The organism is Dyella sp., from assembly GCF_035486915.1.
In the GTDB taxonomy this organism is placed as follows: Bacteria; Pseudomonadota; Gammaproteobacteria; order Xanthomonadales; family Rhodanobacteraceae; genus Dyella_B.
In genome coordinates this window covers 1-19,091 of record NZ_DATHMR010000203.1, presented here as the reverse complement: position 1 = coordinate 19,091, position 19,091 = coordinate 1, and the positions used below count along the sequence as shown (strand labels likewise).

The 19,091-nt window shown below is 60.5% G+C and carries 19 protein-coding genes and 1 pseudogene; 7 read left to right on the top strand and 13 right to left on the bottom strand.

The window, feature by feature from the left end; genetic code table 11:
* Positions 1–32: 32 nt before the first annotated feature.
* Positions 33–839, bottom strand: coding sequence for a c-type cytochrome (locus VK725_RS16825; protein WP_325319214.1), 807 nt, complete (start codon positions 837–839; stop codon positions 33–35).
* Positions 840–954: 115 nt separating this feature from the next.
* Between VK725_RS16825 and yihA the strand changes: the two genes are divergently transcribed.
* Positions 955–1,599 carry a ribosome biogenesis GTP-binding protein YihA/YsxC gene (gene yihA, locus VK725_RS16820; RefSeq protein WP_325319213.1) on the top strand — a complete coding sequence of 215 codons (645 nt, stop codon included), beginning with the start codon at positions 955–957 and terminating at the stop codon, positions 1,597–1,599.
* Between the two features lie 6 nt (positions 1,600–1,605).
* Here yihA and VK725_RS16815 read toward each other — a convergent pair whose 3' ends face one another.
* A complete protein-coding gene (locus VK725_RS16815; protein WP_325319212.1) occupies positions 1,606–2,103 on the bottom strand; it encodes a GAF domain-containing protein in 498 nt (165 codons plus the stop codon).
* Positions 2,104–2,183: 80 nt separating this feature from the next.
* On the opposite strand from VK725_RS16815, the gene VK725_RS16810 reads away from it, so the two are divergent.
* From VK725_RS16810 to VK725_RS16800, 3 genes are read left to right on the top strand one after another with little or no spacing between them, the layout of a single operon-like run.
* Complete coding sequence (locus VK725_RS16810) at positions 2,184–2,888, top strand: TMEM175 family protein (protein ID WP_325319211.1); 705 nt, start codon at positions 2,184–2,186, stop codon at positions 2,886–2,888.
* Entirely contained in the window at positions 2,885–3,562 is a 678-nt protein-coding gene (gene bioD / locus VK725_RS16805; RefSeq protein ID WP_325319210.1) for a dethiobiotin synthase, read from the top strand. The genes VK725_RS16810 and bioD overlap by 4 nt, the downstream gene beginning before the upstream one ends.
* A 60-nt stretch (positions 3,563–3,622) precedes the next feature.
* Positions 3,623–3,973, top strand: coding sequence for a hypothetical protein (locus VK725_RS16800; RefSeq protein WP_325319209.1), 351 nt, complete (start codon positions 3,623–3,625; stop codon positions 3,971–3,973).
* Positions 3,974–3,996: 23 nt separating this feature from the next.
* Here the strand turns inward: VK725_RS16800 and VK725_RS16795 are convergent, their stop codons facing one another.
* The 6 genes from VK725_RS16795 to VK725_RS16770 form a co-directional block, all read right to left on the bottom strand.
* Positions 3,997–4,896, bottom strand: coding sequence for a farnesyl diphosphate synthase (locus tag VK725_RS16795; RefSeq protein WP_325319208.1), 900 nt, complete (start codon positions 4,894–4,896; stop codon positions 3,997–3,999).
* A gap of 93 nt (positions 4,897–4,989) precedes the next feature.
* Positions 4,990–6,645 (bottom strand): copper resistance D family protein, encoded by a 1,656-nt coding sequence (locus VK725_RS16790; protein ID WP_325319207.1) that lies wholly within the window; start codon positions 6,643–6,645, stop codon positions 4,990–4,992.
* A gap of 92 nt (positions 6,646–6,737) precedes the next feature.
* Positions 6,738–7,109 carry a copper resistance CopC family protein gene (locus tag VK725_RS16785; RefSeq protein ID WP_325319206.1) on the bottom strand — a complete coding sequence of 124 codons (372 nt, stop codon included), beginning with the start codon at positions 7,107–7,109 and terminating at the stop codon, positions 6,738–6,740.
* Positions 7,110–7,164: 55 nt separating this feature from the next.
* Positions 7,165–7,881 carry a purine and other phosphorylase-like protein, family 1 gene (locus VK725_RS16780; RefSeq protein ID WP_325319205.1) on the bottom strand — a complete coding sequence of 239 codons (717 nt, stop codon included), beginning with the start codon at positions 7,879–7,881 and terminating at the stop codon, positions 7,165–7,167.
* Positions 7,878–9,848: a squalene--hopene cyclase gene (gene shc / locus VK725_RS16775; RefSeq protein ID WP_325319204.1), complete on the bottom strand. Its 1,971-nt coding sequence runs from the start codon at positions 9,846–9,848 to the stop codon at positions 7,878–7,880. The genes VK725_RS16780 and shc overlap by 4 nt, the downstream gene beginning before the upstream one ends.
* A complete protein-coding gene (locus VK725_RS16770; protein ID WP_325319203.1) occupies positions 9,845–11,014 on the bottom strand; it encodes a phytoene/squalene synthase family protein in 1,170 nt (389 codons plus the stop codon). Before VK725_RS16770 ends, shc begins: the two co-directional genes overlap by 4 nt.
* A gap of 281 nt (positions 11,015–11,295) precedes the next feature.
* On the opposite strand from VK725_RS16770, the gene hpnA reads away from it, so the two are divergent.
* Entirely contained in the window at positions 11,296–12,276 is a 981-nt protein-coding gene (gene hpnA, locus VK725_RS16765) for a hopanoid-associated sugar epimerase (RefSeq protein ID WP_325319202.1), read from the top strand.
* 43 nt (positions 12,277–12,319) lie between these two features.
* On the opposite strand, the gene VK725_RS16760 is transcribed toward hpnA, so the two are convergent.
* The 5 genes from VK725_RS16760 to hpnI form a co-directional block, all read right to left on the bottom strand.
* Positions 12,320–13,324: a ferritin-like domain-containing protein gene (locus tag VK725_RS16760; protein ID WP_325319201.1), complete on the bottom strand. Its 1,005-nt coding sequence runs from the start codon at positions 13,322–13,324 to the stop codon at positions 12,320–12,322.
* Positions 13,321–14,364, bottom strand: a complete 1,044-nt coding sequence (locus VK725_RS16755; RefSeq protein ID WP_325319200.1) for a lysylphosphatidylglycerol synthase domain-containing protein — start codon at positions 14,362–14,364, stop codon at positions 13,321–13,323. Before VK725_RS16755 ends, VK725_RS16760 begins: the two co-directional genes overlap by 4 nt.
* Entirely contained in the window at positions 14,361–15,200 is an 840-nt protein-coding gene (hpnK, locus tag VK725_RS16750; protein WP_325319199.1) for a hopanoid biosynthesis-associated protein HpnK, read from the bottom strand. Before hpnK ends, VK725_RS16755 begins: the two co-directional genes overlap by 4 nt.
* A 134-nt stretch (positions 15,201–15,334) precedes the next feature.
* On the bottom strand, positions 15,335–16,762 hold the full coding sequence (hpnJ, locus tag VK725_RS16745; protein ID WP_325319198.1) for a hopanoid biosynthesis associated radical SAM protein HpnJ: 1,428 nt from the start codon (positions 16,760–16,762) through the stop codon (positions 15,335–15,337).
* A 66-nt stretch (positions 16,763–16,828) separates the two neighbouring features.
* Entirely contained in the window at positions 16,829–17,983 is a 1,155-nt protein-coding gene (hpnI, locus tag VK725_RS16740; protein ID WP_325319197.1) for a bacteriohopanetetrol glucosamine biosynthesis glycosyltransferase HpnI, read from the bottom strand.
* A gap of 77 nt (positions 17,984–18,060) precedes the next feature.
* On the opposite strand from hpnI, the gene VK725_RS16735 reads away from it, so the two are divergent.
* Positions 18,061–18,633 carry a DUF2147 domain-containing protein gene (locus VK725_RS16735; RefSeq protein ID WP_325319196.1) on the top strand — a complete coding sequence of 191 codons (573 nt, stop codon included), beginning with the start codon at positions 18,061–18,063 and terminating at the stop codon, positions 18,631–18,633.
* Between the two features lie 42 nt (positions 18,634–18,675).
* A pseudogene (locus VK725_RS16730) lies at positions 18,676–19,091 on the top strand (hypothetical protein); the annotation flags it as partial.

Sequence of the window (19,091 nt, the reverse complement as noted above, 5' to 3'; positions counted from 1 at the left end):
AGAAAACCTGGGACAACAACGCAAATGGAAAGTTACGGCGACGCCGACACCGGCGCGGATTTGTCCGCCACGTGCAGACCTTCGATGTAGGTGGCCAGTGCGGAGATGTCCTGCGGATCGAGCTTCTTGGCAATCAGCGGCATGATCTGGGCATGCGCTTCAGTGCCCCACGTCACCCCGTCGTGGAAATCTTTCAGCTTGGCTTCGATGTACTGCGCGTGCTGGCTGGTGAGCTGCGGATACATCGCGCCCGGGTTGCCGCGGCCGTCGATGCTATGGCAGGCCATGCAGGCGGGAATGCCGCGTGCGGTATCGCCTTCGCGATACAGCTTCTGGCCCTGCGTGACCAGCGACTCGTCGGCCACACCGGGAAGCGACTGCTTGCTGGCGAAATAAGCGCCGATGTCGTGCATATCCTGCACCGAGAGCGGCGCGACCATGCCCTGCATGATGGCGTTCTGCCGCGCGCCGGATTTGAAGTTGTTCAACTGATGGGCAATGTACATCTCGTGCTGGCCCGCCAGCTTCGGATACTGCCCGTCGGTGGAGTTGCCGTCCGCGCCGTGGCAGGCGCCGCAGGCGGCGGCCTTGGCCTGCCCTGCGGTGGCGTTGCCGGGTTTGGCCGCCATGACGTCTTCATCCGAAGCGGCAGGTGTGGCCGCCGCCGCCGGGGCGCTGCTGGCAGCGGCTGGCTTGGCGGCGGTGGTGGCCGGGGCCGGGGTTTTCTGGGCCGCCTGACCCTTGGCATTCTGCGCGAAGACCACGCCGGCAGAGAGCGCGAAGACCAGGGCTACTGCATTCACAACAGCGGGCCGAAAACCGGCGAGCCGAAAACTCATACACTTGCCTCCAGGAAATACTGCTACGGATGTACAGCGCGCACCCTCTGCGTGCCGTGACTGGCAGAACCTCGAAATTATCCTCACGCCATCTTAGCCGGTCAAACCACACCTTATGACTACCAATCCGCTGCAGGGCGCACAATTCGTGCTCGCCGCCCATCGCGTCAACCAGTTGCCTGCGGATGTGGGGGCTGAGGTTGCCTTTGCCGGTCGCTCCAATGCAGGAAAGTCCAGTGCATTGAATGCGTTGACGGGCCACAAGTCGTTGGCGCGCACCTCGAAAACGCCCGGTCGCACCCAGCAGATGGTCGCGTTTTCGCTGCCGGGCGTGGTGCATGACGAAATGTCGCAGGCGGCGCCGACGCGCCTGATCGATCTTCCAGGCTATGGCTATGCGAAGGTACCCGAGGAGCTGCGCGAGCACTGGCGCCAGGAAATCGATCGCTACCTGCACGAGCGAAAGAGTCTGCGTGGCGTGGTGCTGATCGTGGACATCCGTCATCCGCTCAAGGAATTCGACCGGACGATGCTGGAGTTCTGCTTCGGCACGCTGCTGCCGTGTCACGTGTTGCTGACCAAGGCAGACAAACTTTCGCGCAATCAGGCGGCGCAGGCGCTTGCGGTACTGCGCAAGCAGCTGGATGCGAGCACGCCTGTCACGGCGCAGGTGTTTTCATCATCGGAGGGTACTGGCGTCGATGCGGCGCGGGAGGCCGTGATGCGCATGATGCACGGCGAAGGTCGCCCAACCGACTAAGGGCCGCTAAGCCGCGTTAGCCGCGGCTTCCATGAAGACCTTGCAGAGCGCCTCCATGCCCGCGCGATCTTCTTCGTCGAAGCGCGCGACGGAGGGGCTGTCGACATCCCACACGCCCAACAGCGTGCCATCGGCCTTGACCAGCGGCACGACGATTTCCGATTGCGACGCCGCATCGCAGGCGATGTGACCGTCGAAGCTGTGCACGTCACGGATCACTTGCGTCTCGCGCGTTTGCGCGGCGGTACCGCACACGCCTCTGCCGATCGCGATGCGAATGCAGGCAGGTTTGCCCTGAAAGGGTCCCACGACCAATTCGGTGCCGTCATAGAGGTAGAACCCTGCCCAATTAAGATCGGACAGGCTGTTGAAAACCAGCGCCGAGAAATTGGCCGCGTTAGCCACCAGGCTGGGTTCGCCAGCCAGCATGCCCCGCGCCTGTTCAGCCAGCTCGGCATACTGCTCGGACTTGGTTGCCGCGGTGTCGTTCTTGATCTCAAACATGACGGAATGGCTCGATTGCTGCAGACTGATGGAACAAGATGGGACGTCTTGGGCTCGGGTACAAGGGGAGCATGCATATCATGAACGATCGGCACGATGCAGGGCACGCCGGGCGCGTTGAAGCGCACCGGTTGGACGGTTTTTTCGACGCTGCATTCGCCTTCGCTGTGAGTGTGCTGGCGATCGCCGGTACCGAGACGCCACACAGTCTGCATGACCTGTTGCTGGATCTGTATCGCATTCCCGGCTTTGCGTGCAGCTTTGCAACGCTACTTGTCTTCTGGCACCGCCACGTGCGCTGGCGCGATCGCTTCCGTACGCACGATGGCATCAGCATCATGCTGAGCCTCATGCTGGTGTTCTTTGCGCTGATCTTTGTCTATCCGCTCAACATGCTGTTCCAGTCATTGTTCACGTCGATCTATTACTCATTTGGGCACACGTTGTTGCCGAATGAGCCGACGATCGACAGCGTGCACGAATTGAAAGCGCTGTATATCTGTTACGCGTCGGCCTATATCTGCATGGCTGGATGTCTGGCGTTGCTCTACCGCCACAGCCTGCGTCGCACGCATTTGGATCATGCCGACAACATCGATGCGCGCGAAACGATGTATGCGTTGTTTGGCTCTTTGTTGGTCGCAGCGCTTTCCCTTGCCACGGCGTTGCTGATACCCGAATCCGGTGCGGGTGCAGGATTGCCGGGTTACATCTATGTACTGCTGACGGCGGTTTACTGGATCACCGGCCGTTGGTCGCGCAAAGCCAAGGCAAAACCAGCATGACACGTGCTTTATTCATCGCCGGTACCGATACCGGTATCGGCAAGACACATGCAGCGTGTACGTTGTTGCATGCGATCAGATCGACGGGTCGAAGTGCCTGCGGCATGAAGCCGATCGCCAGCGGTTGCGAAGAAACATCGGAAGGCTTGCGCAACGACGATGCGCTTGCGCTGCAGGATGCGAGCAGTGCGCCGCAACCGTCGTACAACGAGATCAACCCCGTCGCTTTGCGCGAGCCGCTTTCGCCGCACCTGGCTGCATCGCACGAAGGCGTGACGATTACGCTGTCACTCGTGCACGCGGCGTTCGATGTCTTGCGCAAGCGCTACGATGTGGTTGTCGTCGAAGGAGTAGGTGGTTGGCGTGTACCGTTAGCACCGGATTTGTTTGCGGCCGATATCGCCAAAACACTGGCGCTACCGGTGGTGCTGGTGGTGGGATTGCGTTTGGGCTGTCTCAGCCACGCTTTGCTGACGGCCGAAGCGATCGAGGCGGACGGTTGCAAGCTCGTAGGTTGGATCGGCAACCGGATCGATCCGCAGATGCTCGCTATCGAGGAAAATATCGACACCTTGCGAGGGCTGCTGCCAGCGCCTTGTCTGGGCATCCTGCCGCATGGGTTATCACCCGAGCAGGCGTCCGATCTGCTGGATGGCGCAGTTTTGGGAGCTTAAAGGAAAGAGAAGAGCCAGCTTGCCGGTTCTTCACAAGCAGTCGAGTAAAAGGGGGAGGCCATGAACCAGCGCAGCCATTATTTTTTGCAGATCCAGGATCTCGCACGTGCGCGAGGTTCTCAGCCAGAATTGAGCTATGACGGCGCAGGTCCGAACGATTTCGCTGCGGCGTTGCGGGAAGCCCTGTGCACCCCAGCACTTTTTCAACGCTGGCGCGCGATGCAACCGGATCCCGATCAGGTCGATGAACGTCTTGGTGTCACCGATCAGTCGGCCATGGTCAACGCAAAACTGGTCGATCTGCACACCGAGGTGGACGTGATTACCGACCTTCCAATGAACATTGTGCGTCAGCGCCTGAATTGGCTGATCGGCATGAGCTGGCAATTGCACGACGTGCGACCGGCCTGAGCCGTACTCAGGTCGAGCGGTTTTCAGTGATTGCGCTGCTGGATGTGATCGGCAAGCCATAGCAGCGGTTCGGCGTCGCTCGATACGCTACGGGCGGCCTCACGTGCTTGGTCAAACAGTGCATCGGCACGTTCACGTGCCTGTTCCAATCCAAGCAAGGACGGGAACGTGGACTTGTTTTGCGCCAGATCCTTGCCCGCTGTCTTGCCGAGCGTTGCGGTGTCGGCAATTTGATCCAACACATCGTCCTGAATCTGGAACGCAAGGCCGATGCGCTTGCCGTAGTGTTCAAGCGCATCGCGAACACGGTCCGATACGTTGGCGGCAATACCGACGAGCTGGCATGTCACGAGAATGAGTGCACCCGTCTTGCGCGCATGCAGCGATTCAAGACGATCGAGGCTCAGCGTGAGGTTTTCCGAGGCCATGTCGACGGCCTGGCCGCCAACCATGCCGAGCGAGCCGGACGCATGCGTCAGCGCCTTGATCATGCGGATTTTCTGTTCCGCATCCAGCCCACTGGCGTTTGCCAACGCTTCGAAAGCGAGCGTTTGAAGTGCATCGCCAACCAGAATTCCCGTTGCCACGTCGTACGCTTTGTGTACCGTCGGACGACCGCGACGCAGATCGTCGTTGTCCATGCCCGGCAAGTCATCGTGCACCAGCGAGTAGGCATGAATCAGTTCTACGGCGCACGCTGCGGCATCGAGTTTCTCCGGCGCGACACCCAGCGTTTCGCCCGTGGCATACACCATCAGCGCGCGCAGATGCTTGCCGCCTTCGCAGGCGTAGCGCATGGCTTGGTGCAGCCGGTCCGGATCGGTGTTACCCGGTGGCAGCAAGGCATCCATGGCATGTTCGAGCCGGCGCAGATACGCGGGCACGCGGGTGTCGAAGGAGACCTCGGGGGACGTCAGGCTCATGCGGTTCCGGAATGAAAATCGGGACAGTGCGTATTATGACTGCCCCGGGTGCAGACGGACCGGGGACAGCCGAATCATTTTACATCGCCAGGATCAGGCCTCGCGGTACCAAAGCAGGATCACGCCGACCAGCATGAAGCAGATCGGCCATACCCAGCCTGCAATGCGGCCGCCACGGCCGGGCAGGCGCAGCTCCAGCCAGCGTGCCCAACCCGCCGACACGCCTGCCAGCGCGAGCGGTGTGTGGGTCAGTTCGATCAGCAGCTGATCCTTCACGTTCGAGATCTGGTGGTTGTGCGTCAACAGCATCGCGCCGCCCACTGAAACCAGCAGCGGAAATACGAGCGCTGCCTTCGGGTTGTGCAGGCGTCCGGTGCGCACGGCCCACTCGAACAAGCCGAACAGAAGGATCAGCGCCACGAAGAAGCGATGCTGCGCCACTTCCACATCGCGCCATGCGATCCACCATCCTTCCTGGCCGAGCGGCCACACTTCCGGATCCGAGCGTATGAGCAGGAAGCCGGCCATCAGCAGGAATAGCAATGGCCAGTGTTTCAACCACCCCACGCCCGCACGGTTGATCAGTGCAAGCAAGCCGATCAGGAGTACAAAGATGCCGGCCCAGTGGTGGTTGTATTCCGACCAGGCAATGTCTTCGGCGTTACGCGGCGGCAGAATGCCCGAGCCCGGCACATTCGCTTGCGCAGCGGAGGCATGACGTTGTTCGGCGTCTTTGTCCAACTGCGACTGCATTTGCGAGATCGCAAGCGCGTCGTGATCCGGCGATGTGAAGCGCGGCCACACCGGCGCGTTGCGCACGGCGATCTCGTGCAGCGTGACGCGATCGGTCGTGAGGTCCACGGCAGGTGGAACGGATGTCAGCGATGCCGCTGCGAAGAAAATCGTGAAGCCAATGCCAATTTCCACTTCGGCGAAACGGCGCAGGCGAATCACCGATGTTTCCCGATTGTTGCGCAGGCGTTCGGTGACCATCAGGTTGCCAAGGCCAAGCAGCAGCAGCGCAATGAACATCGCGATCTTGGCGCCCACCATCACACCGTAGGCAGTGCCGTAAAAGCCCTGAATGCTGCCGATGTAGTACACGCTCATGATCGAGCCGGAGATGATGATGCTGGCCACGCCGATCATCGACATCCGGGAGAAGCGCGCACCGACGATGCGCCAGCCGTCGGCATCCTTGAGTTTCGCCAAGGCAAGCACGAAGCAGGGAATGGCGCCAATCCAGATCGCTGCACCGAACTGATGCAGGCCTTCGACAAAAAGCAGCAGCGTGTTGTCGCTCAAGCGGGCGAATGCATGGGTGGTGAATGTTGCGGCAGTCAGTTCCACGGCGCCAATCAGCAGCGGCAAGAAGGCGCCAAGCGGGCTGGACGAAATGCGCTTGCCCAGGCAGGGAATCAGCAGTAATGCGCAGATGACTTTCACCGTACCGCACACGGCGAACGGTGCCTGCATCACGTCGGTGAACGACAGTCCGACCGTCGACATCAACACCGCCACTTGCAGCGCAGTGCCTGCGATTTCCGAAAGGGCAAGCCCGATGGCACTGTAGATGGTGAGTCGTGCGATGCGTCGTTCGAGATCGGCGCCTTGCGGCAGCAGATGCATGAAGGGACGGAGCAGGAAAACCAGAAACAGCACACCACCGAGCGTCATCGACTGCGCGACGATGACCAAACCGTGCAGGATGATGCTGAGGTAGCCGAAGATGTCGACGAGAAGTTCCACGAGGAGTCGCTCAGGCTTGAAGTGAATGCCGGCCTCGAAGGGCCGCTTTTTAGTTCGTCATTCCGGCCTGCGCCGGAATGACGACATGGAAATTACGGTTTGGCAGTGACGGTAAACGGCACATCACCACGTGTGATATGGCCATCGAGTGCCAGCGCCTGCCAACGAATGGTGTATGTGCCAGGCGTCAGATCGACACCCGAATCCAGCTCGTTGGGTTGCTGGCCATTCGTCGCAATCGTCAATGTCGTTTCACTTTGGTCCGACTTCACCAGCGTCATACGCGAGCGGTGCTGATCGATCTTGCTGTTGTACTTGAAGACGATGTCGACGTGACCGGCCGTCACCGTGCCGTTGGCCTTGGGCGAGCTGTCGACAAGGATGGCGTGCGCGGAAGCGCCGACGCTGACGAGCGCGCAGCTTGCAGCGATCAGAAAAGTACCGAAACGATGGCGCAGAGACATCACAATTTTCTCCGTTATGACATGGCCGTTGCGACGGCGAAACAAAAGATGCAGCTTACGGGCGCCAGCCCAGCGTCGGTCCGGTTGCCTGAGCGGCAGCGCGGAGCGCATGGGTGGCGCGTTGCATGCGTGAGTATAGTCGGGGCAGGTCCCCGAGAACCGAAGGATGTCGGCATACGGCGGTTATCAGACCAAATGCGCGCGGGCGGCCCCACGCATCGACGGCGTTATTGAGCGCCGCCGGAACCGTATCGCCGGCTTCATCGACAATCGCTCGTAAGCTTATGAAAGGTAGTGAGTGTCGTTGCGCCACGTCGGCGACGGCGGCGCTTTCCATATCGACGGCGAGTGTGTCGAAACGTCGGCGGGCGTCGGCTTTTTCGGCGACAGTCAGCAAGGGAGCGTGGACGCTGAGCAGCGAGCCCGATGTCGTCACGAGTGACTGCTGCACGCTGGCGCGCCAGGAAGCATCCGTTGCGTAACGTGCGCCGTTCTCATCGAGAACGTGCTCCGGACAAATCAGCGCGCCGTTGGATAGCGACGAATCCAGAGCACCCGCCACGCCGAAAACGGCCAGTGCTTTCGCGCCTGCGTTGACCAGTTGTTGTGCAGCACGCTGGGCCGCCGCCAATCCCATGCCACTGAGCCACAGCGCAGCACCGTCCGCCAGCGGCGTGAGGCGATCGGGTGTGGCGTGAGGGATCAGCGTTCTGGCTTCGGATGCCAGCGCGACGACAATGCCCGTCGTGCGGATGGCATGCGCGTCGCTCAAGCAGATGACTTCTGCAGTTGCCGATAACGCGACAGCGCCCACAATGGGAAGTACGCGGTGTACCCGTGGTATTTCAGGTAATACACGCGCGGAAATCCGGGTGCGTTGTGCGACGGGTGATACCACAGACCCGTCGCCTGCTGATCGGCAAGCAGGTAGGCGATGCCGCGCTTCACCGAATCGGAATGCACTTCGCCCATCGCCATCTGCGCAAGCAATGCCCACGCCGTGGACTGCGGCGTGCTGACGTTGTGGTTCGTGCCACGCAGTGCCGGATCGATGTAGCTGTCGTTGGTCTCACCCCAGCCACCATCGGCATGTTGACGCGAGCGCAGCCAGTCGATGGACTTGCGGATATACGGCTGCTGCGGATCTTCGCCCGCCAAGGCGAGACCGCCCAGCACGCTCCATGTGCCGTAGATGTAATTGCTGCCCCAGCGGCCCCACCAACTGCCGTCTTCCAGCTGCGTGCTACGCAGATAGTCGAGGCATCGGCGCAGGCTCTGGCGATCCTGTGGGCGCGCTAGCACGCCCAGGCACGCGGCCACGCGGCCGGACACGTCTTCGGTTGGCGGATCGAGCAGTGCGCCGTGATCGGCGAACGGAATCGCGTTGAGGTGGTAGTGCGTGTTGTCCGCATCGAAGGCAGCGAAACCGCCGTTCTTCGATTGCAGCGCGATCATCCAGTCCGCCGCGCGATCGGTGTTGAAGCGATGACGGCCGGATTCACCACTACGGCGATCCTGGATGTGCAGCAACGCGGCAGCCACTGCGGTGTCGTCGATGTCCGGGTAGTACGCATTGTTGTACTGGAACGCCCAGCCTCCCGGCGTGGCGTTGGGCGCACGCGCTGCCCAGTCGCCTTTCAGTTCCATCTCCTGCTTGGAGCGCAGCCAGTCGACGGACTTGGCGATGGCCGATTGTGTCGTCGCATCGTCGCTGGTGTGCATCAGCGTGAGCGCGCTCCACACGGTGTCCCACACCGGCGACACGCACGGCTGGCAGTACGCCGAACCATCGTCGCGATGCACGACTAGTTTCTGGATCGAACGCAGGCAGGTCTGACGGGCCGGATGATCCTTGGGATAACCCAGCAGCGCCATCGCTTCGTAGCTGTTGACCATCGGCGGGAAAATCGCACCGATGCCGTCTTCGCCGTTCAAACGCTCGCGGAACCATGTCTCCGCCTTGCTCACCGCGCGCTTGCGTATCGACGTCGGCATGAAGCGGTCGACGAAGCGACCGACTTTATCGAGTGCAAGGAACGAGCGATTGAGCAAGCCGCCACGGATGAAGTAATGACGCTCTTCTTCCGGCGGCGTGACGAACAGCTCGCGAATGCTGATGTTGCGCGGATTGGCCGCCTTGGCTTTCAGCGAGCAGAGAATCGTCAACGGTACCAACGTGGTGCGTGCCCAATACGAGATCTTCTCGATATGGAACGGCGCCCAGCGCGGGAACAGCATGATTTCAACTGGCACGTATGGTGTCGCGCGCCATGGCACCTGCTGGAACAGTGCGAGCAGGATGCGCGTGAACACATTCGCTTTTGCCGCGCCACCGTGCGAAAGCACCGCATCGCGCGCGATGCGCATGTGTTCGGCGTCCGGATCCTCGCCCGCTGCCTTCAGTGCGAAATACGCCTTGATCGTGCACGAAAGATCAATCACGCCGCCGTAATACTGCGACCAGCCGCCATGCGTCTGCGTTGCCTGCGTGGCGCGCAAGTAGCGCGCCATTTTCTCCTGCAACACATCGTCGATTTCATCCATGTAATGCATCATCAGGATGTATTCGGCGGTGATCGTGCAGTCGGACTCCAGCTCAAAGCACCAGTGGCCGTCCTTGTGCTGATGTTCTAGCAAGGCGACGCGACCACGCTCGATGGCCTGATCCAGACGACTTGTCTGCGCAGGCTGGAAAAGGTCGTCGGTGGTCGGTGCGGTGAGAGGTGTCGTCGAAATCATCGGTGCTGCGCTTCATGGACGTCCGCCGGCTCGAACAACGCAACTTCAGCGATGTGCGGAATGGAACGCTTGGGCCAGGTACGTCCGGGCGCCGACGGTTCGTTCCATTCATTAGCCAGCGGCGTCAGCGGCAAGCCCCGCGCGGTGGTCGAGAACAACCAGCGCAGCGCCGTGTTGGATTTGCCGAAGATGCGCGTAAAAAGGATCGTGCGAGCGACAGCGTTGCGCGAGATCTTGATCTGCGTACCCGCCGAGAAATCGAGATTGTTTTGCAGATTGCGCAGTGTCAGCAGCGCCATGCCTATCGCCCACAAACAGAATCGGCGAACGCCCGCGTGTTTGGCAGGGATCAGCAACGTGTAGTCGAGCGCATAGCGAAGATGCGCGTGCGCAATGCCGACGAGTTCCGACATCGTGGCGGCGTAACCCGCGTTCTGCGCGCCCGACTTCAGGGTGGAAAGATTCACGCCATGGCGCGCGAACATGTCCTGCGGTAACCAGCAGGCACCGCGTGTGCGATCTTCCCACTGATCCTTGAGAATGTTGGTCATCTGCAAACCCTGTCCAAAGGACACGGCCAGACGCAACATGGTGTTGCGATGCGGTGCCAGTGCCGGTTCGAAGTCGACGAACATCTCCGTCAGCATTTCGCCGACGACACCGGCCACGCAGTAGCAGTAGCGATCCATGTCGTGCAGGGTGGCCAGACCTTGCACGCCGGCCTTGCGCTGAAACTCGTGCATGCCGTGCGACATGATCTTCAGGCACTTCACGATCGATGCCTGCTGTTCCGGATTCAGGCTGCGCGTTACCTGCAGCACCGTCGGCAGCCGGCGCATCAGATCGCGTTCGGCTTCCAGCGTGGCGTTCGACAACAACGGCGCCACGGTATGGGCGACGCGTTGTGCGTCGGCATTGCCGGTCACGGCATTGACGAACGCATTTTCGAAGACGCGCTTTTGCTCGGCCGACAATGCCGGCTCGTCTTCAATCGTGTCGGCGATGCGACACAGCAGATATGCATTGGCAACCGCACGACGCAGTTCCGGAGGAAGCTGCGGGATGGTCAGCGCGAAGGTCCGGGACACCTTGGGCAGGATCTCATCCTGGTAGGTGTTGGCCTCGTCGCGTCCAGCAATGGCGGTGGCACTATTCAGTTCGATCATGGGCATGCCTCGGCCGCTGGGATTATGCCACACCCATGGCAATACGAATCCGGAACGCCGCGGCTTTTGGCGGTACCCGTTTTCATTGACAAACGGTGCGATACGGCGCGTGTGGTCATAACGGGACGGACAGCGAGCTGGCGGGGAGGGGCTGGCATGCCCAATATGCTGAAGCAGCAAGCGGTTTTCGTCCATAATTGTCGCATGACTTTTCTAACTCTTTCGAGTGAGCGGGCCGTTCGCTTCGATATGCCTTTCGACCTATTTGCGGTGATATCGCAGTGAGGGCGCTGGTCACCGGCGCCACCGGTTTTGTGGGTTCGGCCGTAGCAAGACGCCTGCTGCGCGATGGGCATAGCGTGCGTGTGCTGGCGCGCCCCAACTCGGACCGTCGCAATCTGCAGGGTCTCGGCGTCGAGGTGGCGGAGGGGGATCTCACCCGTCCGGTCTCCCTGCTGCCAGCCTGCGATGGTTGCGATGCACTGTTCCATGTCGCGGCGGATTACCGTTTGTGGGCGCCCGATCCCAACGAGTTGTACCGTGCCAATGTCGAGGGCACGCGTTCGATTCTGGAAGCTGCGCGTAAGGTTGGGGTACCGCGCGTCGTCTACACCAGCAGCGTGGCCACGCTGGGTATTCCGAAAGATGGAACCCCGGGCAGCGAAACGACGCCCGTGACGGTGGACGACATGATCGGCCACTACAAGCGCTCCAAATTTCTCGCCGAAGAAGTGGCCAGACAGTTCGCCGCAGAAGGTGCACCGGTGGTGATCGTCAATCCGTCGACGCCGATTGGTCCCCACGACATCAAGCCCACGCCCACCGGTCGCGTGGTGCGCGATGCGATGCTGGGTCGTCTGCCAGCGTATGTGGATACGGGATTGAACATCGTGCATGTCGAGGATGTGGCCGAAGGTCATTGGCTTGCGTTCGAACGTGGTCTTGTCGGCGAGCGCTACATCCTCGGCGGCTACAACATGAGCCTGCGTGACGTGCTCACAGAGATTGCCGATATCGCTGGACGCAAGCCGCCGAAAGTTCGCTTGCCGCATGGCGTCGTCATGCCAATTGCGCACATCTCCGAAGCATGGGCGCGTCTGACGGGCATGAATCCGATTGCGACAGTGGAAGAAGTGCGCATGTCCAAGAAGCGCATGTTCTTCACCAGCGCCAAGGCCGAGCGCGAACTTGGCTATACGGCGCGTCCGGCACGTCTGGCTTTGGAAGATGCGGTGCGGTGGTTTCGTCAGCAACAAGGCTGATGCGTGCGGACCCGCGCACGCCAGCTTTGCGAATGTCGACGGATCATTTGGCTTTCTTGCGGCGCTCGAAAAACCGCAGTATCGGCAACGCGCACTTCACCATGAAAGGCATGGTGGTCGGACGCAGCAGGCGCTTGTCGTAACCAGCGAAACGGCGATCGTTTTCGCTCAGGCAGCAGGCCATCAGCTCGGCCACGCTCAATTCCTTCTCCGTCACCGACTGCGCGCCGTTGACGGTGAAGTTGTTGTCCTGCGCGTGTTCGTTGCCGTCGCCGTCCAGGCTCTTGGCCAGATCCATGCGTTCCATGCCCAGGAACCACCAGACGCGGAACACCTTCCATTCGAACGCGATGCGCTGGAACAGATTGAGGTTGGCGCGATGCCAGGCGACCCAGTTGGCGAACAGCAGGATGTGCCGGCATTCCTCCTGCATCACGGGTTCGAACGTGTCGATCAATTCGGGGGGAAACAACCCTGACTCGTGCGCCACTTTGAACAGGCCGAACGCGAAGAAGCTATCGATGCACTCGCTGTAGCCGGTGACCAGATACGCCCATTCGGGGTCTTGCGGATATTCGTAAGGCGGTTCCGGCACAAGCGGAATACCGTAGTGCTGCACCATCTTGGACAACACGTCCTTGTGGCGGTTTTCTTCCCACGCGTTTTGCGCCAGCGCGTTGCGCATCGGCGTGTCGTTGATCGTGCGTGCATAAGCGGCCATGCGCAGACGCGCCTTGCCCTCGGTCTGCACGGCGATGTCCCAGATCGGCAGCGACGTAATGCGATGAAGTGCCGCATCATCCAGCGTCGGCCATTTGAGCACCGACGGGCGATAGGGATTGAACGTCTCGGCGAACATCCGGCACATCATTTCTTTGTGCGCGTCCGAGCCGTATTTGATGCGTTCGTTGCCAGCGCTCGACCAATGGCGTGAGCGTTCCTCGGAGGCCGCAATGGTGGCTTCATCCGGCTCACCCGTCGGCAGCACCGGTTCGTGAAAACCAGGCACCAGCGTCTGCGTGTCGAACACCTCGTGTTGGAGCGTCATGAACTTACATTCTCATCAGATTGATGGTTGACCGCAGCCTTCGTGGCGGATGCACCGGCGGCATACATCCGGCGCGCTTCGGCCCACTGCCAGGAAATCAGGGCGGGTACGCCAAAACCAATCTCGCGCATGCGTTTGACGAGCGACAGCGCCACGCTCGCTTCAGGCGGCAAACCGATGATATCGCCGAACAGCACCAGACCGCCTTCCTGAACGCCCAGGCCGGCAGGCACCACGAAAATGATATGGCGCAGCGCCTGCGTCACCGCTTCGATGGCGATCGCATCCCATACGCTGATCGGATAACCGAGCAAGCGCAGCGCCAACCATGTTTCAAAGCTGCCGACGACATAGCCAAGGAACTGCCAGAAGCAGGCGACGATCAGGCGCAGCGGACGCGAATACTGCGAACGGATTTCCAGATCGAGACCCGCGCCATCCATCAGCTCGGTGAGCTTGGTGCGACCGCCCAGCATTTTTTCCGCGAAACCTTCCAGGCGCGAAAACACCTTGCCGTGGCGAAGCACGATGATCAGGAAGATCGGTAGCGGCAGGCTTGCCGCTAACGCGGAAATCACCGTGCTGAAGGCGCTGATATTTCGCGTTAGCTCCACCAGCAGAATGATGCCCAGCGCGGTGAAAAGGTATTGGTTCACCAGCGTCAGCAGTACTTCCATGATGATGCTGGCCGCCGCCGCGGCGCCACCGATGCCGCGCCACTTCACAAGGCGAATGCCGATGATTTCGCCGCCGATGTTGGCGACTGGCAAGAGGCGATTGCTCGCTTCGCGAATGGATGCGACCCAGAAGAGGAACGGCAATGTCGCTCGCTTGTGCGGATCGCGCGGTGCCAGCAAGATGCGCCAGGCAATCACGTCAAGGGTCAGAGGCACGATGTGGAACGGCAGCAACCAAAGCAGCGGCCAGCCGGCGCGATCGATCGCCGCGACAACTTCCCCCCAGCCCTGATGCACGATCAGCGCAATCGCGCCAGCCAGACCGAGAAATCCGGCGAGATACGTCAGGCGTTTCATGTTCATGCCGCCGACACCGCTGGATCGGAGAAGCCGTCACACAACACGTAGCGTTCGGCGATGGTTTCGCGCACGCGCGGCGACAACAGCGCAGCGAGTTCGTCGGCGTGGCGATAGTCCGCCATGCTTTCGGTGATATGGCCGTGCGAGGCAGGGTGCAGATACACCTCGGAAAGGCCCGGCGGCAACTGCTTGAGGATATCCAGCATCACGGCTTCATCCATCCCGCCGCTATGGCGCAGGCCGAATACATGGTCGTTGTATGTGATGCCCGCCTCTTTCATCCGCCAGCGCATAAGTGCAAGCCATGGCCGCAGCCACGGACCCATGCCAGGTTCCGACGGCAGGCGAATGGCATGCATGCCGTAATCGCGGCCAATGGCCAACATCATCGACAGAATCGTGGGGTGCAGATGGAAATGCTTGTGCGCGTTGACGTGATCCAGATGCAATCCCGTTGCTGCGAAGGCTTCGAATTGCGCGCGAATTTCGTCAGCGAGTTGCCGGCGCAAGTGCGGCAGGAAGAAGAAACGAAAACCGTTGCGTACCATGTCAGAGTTGAACATGCCGTGCGCATCGACCAGATCGGGGATGCGCTGCGGCGGCAACATCGCACGACCATCGGCGAGCACTAAATGAAGTCCAACCGCTAGGCCTGGATTCTGCTTGGCGCGAGCCACCGCATCAGCGACAGCAGGCGCGGCGACCATCAAGCTTGCGGCGCGCAACACACCATCGCGGTAACCATGCTCGACAGCTTCATTGACGGCATGATGCAAACCGAAGTCGTCTGCGGTGACGATCAGTCGAGGGCGCTGAGTTGACGTGACTGCGTTTGGCACGATGGTTAAAAACGTCCCGCTTAAAACGTTACTCCGGCGCAGGCCGGAGTCCAGTCAAGTCGCCGCATGACGTCGTGAACACGCATGCGGCCCTCCGATACTGGACTCCGGTCTGCGCCGGAGTGACGGGTGAATCAGGCTTCGTGCGCGCGCAGGAAGCGGAAGAACTCCACGCCTTCGCGCAAACGGCGCTTCATCATGTCCCAGCTGGTCAGCATTTCCTTGACGATTTCCCAGATCTTCGATGGGCGGAAGTAGAAGGCCCGATAGAACTTCTCGACGCCGTGGAAGATGTCCTGCTTGGACAGGTGCGGGTACTCGATCAGCGCCAGCTGCACGCCTTTGTCATTGACCAGGTTGACCGCTTCATTTTCCTGCAGCCAGCCGTTTTCCACTGCTTGCTTGTACAGCGTAGTGCCCGGATACGGCGCGGCCAGCGATACCTGGATGGTGTGCGGATTGATCTCCTTGGCGAACGCGATCGTCTTGTCGATCGTTTCCTTCGTCTCGCCCGGCAAGCCGAGGATGAAGGTGCCGTGGATGGTGATGCCCAGCTTGCGGCAGTCTTCGGTGAAGCGGCGCGCGATATCGGTGCGCAGGCCCTTCTTGATGTTGTGCAGGATCTGATCGTCGCCCGACTCGTAACCCACAAGCAGCAGACGCAGACCGTTTTCCTTCATGATCTTCAGCGATTCGTGCGGCACGTTCGCCTTGGCGTTGCACGACCACGTCCAGCCCATTGCACCGAGGCCGCGCGCGATCTCATGCACGCGTTCCATGTTGGAGCTGTCGGTGAAAGTGTCGTCGTCGAACATCAGCTCCTTCACTTCGGGCATGTTCTCCTTGATCCACTTCGCTTCGGCCAGCACGTTCGCGGCCGAACGCGTGCGGTAGCGATGACCGCCAACGGTCTGCGGCCACAGGCAGAAGGTGCACTTGGAGCGGCAGCCGCGACCCGTGTAGATCGACACGTACGGGTAGTTGAGATAGCCGATGAAGTAGTTGCTGATCTTCAGGTCGCGCTTGTAGATCGGTGCGACGAACGGCAGATCGTCCATGTTCTCGATCATCGCGCGCGGCGGATTGTGCTGCACGGTGCCGTCGGCCAGCTTGTAGCTGATGCCGGTGATGCTTTCGAACGGACGACCTTCGGCCACTTCTTTGCAGGTGTAGTCGAATTCTTCGCGTGCGACGAAATCGATCGCGGGCGATGCCGTAAGCGATCCGGACGGATCCACCGCAACTTTCGCACCGACAAGACCGACGAGCACATTCGGCTTGCGCTCTTTGAGCAGCTCCGCGAACTTCGCATCCGTCGGGAACGAGGGCGTGCTGGTGTGGATGATCACCAGATCGTAGCCTTCGGCGATGCGCAGGCTCTCTTCCACCGACACTTCGTCGGCCGGTGCATCGAGCACGCGCGAATCGGGAACCATCGCGGCCGGTTGAGCCAACCAGGTCGGATACCAGAAGCTCTTGATCTCCCGCTTGGCCTGGTAACGCGAACCGGCGCCACCATCGAAGCCATCAAAGGAAGGAGCTTGCAGAAAAAGCGTTTTCATTACGTGTGACTCCTGCGGGGGCAGTAACCGTGCCCAGGGACAGCAGATAGTTCAAAAATGTTAGGTCTACGGCGCTGAACCGCCGCCTCGTGCATGCAGAACCTGACCGCGCCATCTTACTTGCCATCCGGCGAGGGCGGCTGCCCATTCCATCAGCATCAAGACGTCGCGGAGGGGAACCAACAGGACTTCATGCCAGGGGAGGGCTTGATCATCGGTGCGCCGCTGCAAAAAGTGTATCAAAACCCGGGCCGCGCCACCGAATAGGGCAATCGTCGCGGTTATCGCACCGGGCGCGAGACACAGGCCCAGCAACAGCAAGGGCGTGGTAAAGCACACGAAAGTCATGGCGAAGCCCCAAGGGGCGAGCGAGCGAATGGTTCGCAACCAGCGCAGTTCATGCGTCCACAAATCTTTCAATTGGCTTTCGTTTACATCCGTGCCAACCACGACATCTGACAACACCGTACGCAGTCCTGCGCGACGCGTGAGTTCGCCGAGCCAGAAGTCATCGGCCAAGATATCGCGAAGCGCTTCGAAGCCGCCGATGGCTTGCAGCGCATCGCGTCGCAGGCAAATCGTGGAACCGAAGGCGAAGCGCGTCGATCCGAAGGCGTGCGAAAGTCGAACGGATGGCGCAAACCAGTCGTCGATGAATAGACGTCCAAGCCGCGACCAGAACGACGGACCGGGAATGCCGTAATAGAGGCAAGTCACGATGCCTACGCCCGGATCGGCAAGCGGAGCTGTGACGCGCGTCAAATAATCGGTGGCTACGCGGATGTCGGCATCGGCCAGCACGAGCCAGTCGTATTTGGCGTGCGCGACCATGTTCAAGAGATTGCTGACCTTGAAATTCGCGCCATACACGCGAGAGTCGATCACCATCGTGATGCCCAGCTGCGGGAACTCCGATTGCAGTCGTTGCACAACGGCGATCGCGGCATCGTCCGGATCGCGCACGCCGAAGATGAGCTGATAATCCGGATGCTGCTGCATGCAGAAGCTGCGTAGATTCTCGTAGAGCCGAGGTTCCGCGCCATGCAGCGGTTTGAGCACGGTCACCGGTCGCGGATGGCGTGCGCCGATATCGCTCCAAACAGGTGCGCGGTGGCCTTTGAGTACGGCCCAAAGCGATACGAAGGTATAGCCGGTCGCCGCAAAGGCCAGCCCGATGCCAAGTCCATGGATAATGGTGGTAACGATCAGGCTCGATGACATGGACGTTTATGCTACAGGCACGCTTGGCCGAAGCGCCGGACATTGGGTCCACTTATCCACCATGCAAGGAGGGCACGATGACTTGTGTACGTCTCGGACGCCCGCTGGGTCCTTTTTGGTTGCTTGCGCTCGCACTCGTGCTTTTCGCAGCCCCGTGGATTCCTGCCGTTGCCAATGATGGGCTGTCCGATTCGCCGGCAGCAGCAGGCATTGTGGGAGATTGGCTGGTCGAGACGCGCGACGCGGTGATCCATATCGAACGCGTCGGTGACGAATATCAGGGCTATATCCGGTGGCAATTGCATGATACGTACGGTCCGGAGGATGGCCCTGCACTTAACGGAAAGGTCGTCACAGACCGAAATAATCCCAATCCTGCGCTACGCGAACAGCCTCTGACCGGGCTCAGACTGCTGACAGGCCTGCGATATGACGCCCGTACCAACAAGTGGACCGGCGGCAGGGTTTATAATTCCGACAATGGCAAGACCTACAATTGCCTAGTAAGGCTTCTCAGCCCCGATCGGCTGCAGTTGCGCGGTTATATCGGCATCAGTTTGTTAGGCGGAAACACCGTATGGAGCCGGGTCGCAATGAAGGCCCCGGGTCGGAACGGTCTGCCCTATGTGATGCAAACGTCTGACAAATAACGATTGTTTGGTTTTTTGCTACTCCATTCCCCAGCGAAACGTATGACTCGTGAAACCCGCGCCGATGCACACGGCCCATTCCATGCTGCCTCGCAAGCTCAGCCGAATATCGCGCTGATCAAGTACTGGGGTAAGCGCGACACTGCGCTCAACTTGCCGGTGGTCGGTTCCATCTCGATCACGCTGGACAGTTTGTGGACCCGCACGCAGGTGTGCTTCACGCCGGGACAAACGGCAGACCGCGTGAGCCTCAATGGTCGCAGCGATGAGGCCGAGGCCAAGCGCGTGACCGCATGCCTCAATCTGCTGCGCGAGCGTGCAGGTGTGGCGTGGGGCGCAGACGTAGCCAGCCAGAATAATTTTCCGACGGCGGCGGGTTTGGCTTCGTCTGCATCGGGCTTTGCCGCATTGGTGCATGCCGGTGCGAATGCGTTGAATCTTCAGTTGAGCGACGCGGA

What these genes read in the sequence shown, in the direction of transcription:
- VK725_RS16785 (WP_325319206.1), bottom strand. Translation starts at nt 7,109, where the DNA reads ATGTCTCTGCGCCATCGTTTCGGTACTTTTCTGATCGCTGCAAGCTGC.
- shc (WP_325319204.1), bottom strand. Translation starts at nt 9,848, where the DNA reads ATGATTTCGACGACACCTCTCACCGCACCGACCACCGACGACCTTTTC.
- VK725_RS16800 (WP_325319209.1), top strand. Translation starts at nt 3,623, where the DNA reads ATGAACCAGCGCAGCCATTATTTTTTGCAGATCCAGGATCTCGCACGT.
- bioD (WP_325319210.1), top strand. Translation starts at nt 2,885, where the DNA reads ATGACACGTGCTTTATTCATCGCCGGTACCGATACCGGTATCGGCAAG.
- VK725_RS16760 (WP_325319201.1), bottom strand. Translation starts at nt 13,324, where the DNA reads ATGACGCTCCAACACGAGGTGTTCGACACGCAGACGCTGGTGCCTGGT.
- VK725_RS16735 (WP_325319196.1), top strand. Translation starts at nt 18,061, where the DNA reads ATGACTTGTGTACGTCTCGGACGCCCGCTGGGTCCTTTTTGGTTGCTT.
- VK725_RS16770 (WP_325319203.1), bottom strand. Translation starts at nt 11,014, where the DNA reads ATGATCGAACTGAATAGTGCCACCGCCATTGCTGGACGCGACGAGGCC.
- VK725_RS16815 (WP_325319212.1), bottom strand. Translation starts at nt 2,103, where the DNA reads ATGTTTGAGATCAAGAACGACACCGCGGCAACCAAGTCCGAGCAGTAT.
- VK725_RS16755 (WP_325319200.1), bottom strand. Translation starts at nt 14,364, where the DNA reads ATGAACATGAAACGCCTGACGTATCTCGCCGGATTTCTCGGTCTGGCT.
- hpnJ (WP_325319198.1), bottom strand. Translation starts at nt 16,762, where the DNA reads ATGAAAACGCTTTTTCTGCAAGCTCCTTCCTTTGATGGCTTCGATGGT.
- VK725_RS16810 (WP_325319211.1), top strand. Translation starts at nt 2,184, where the DNA reads ATGAACGATCGGCACGATGCAGGGCACGCCGGGCGCGTTGAAGCGCAC.
- VK725_RS16825 (WP_325319214.1), bottom strand. Translation starts at nt 839, where the DNA reads ATGAGTTTTCGGCTCGCCGGTTTTCGGCCCGCTGTTGTGAATGCAGTA.
- VK725_RS16795 (WP_325319208.1), bottom strand. Translation starts at nt 4,896, where the DNA reads ATGAGCCTGACGTCCCCCGAGGTCTCCTTCGACACCCGCGTGCCCGCG.
- hpnI (WP_325319197.1), bottom strand. Translation starts at nt 17,983, where the DNA reads ATGTCATCGAGCCTGATCGTTACCACCATTATCCATGGACTTGGCATC.
- yihA (WP_325319213.1), top strand. Translation starts at nt 955, where the DNA reads ATGACTACCAATCCGCTGCAGGGCGCACAATTCGTGCTCGCCGCCCAT.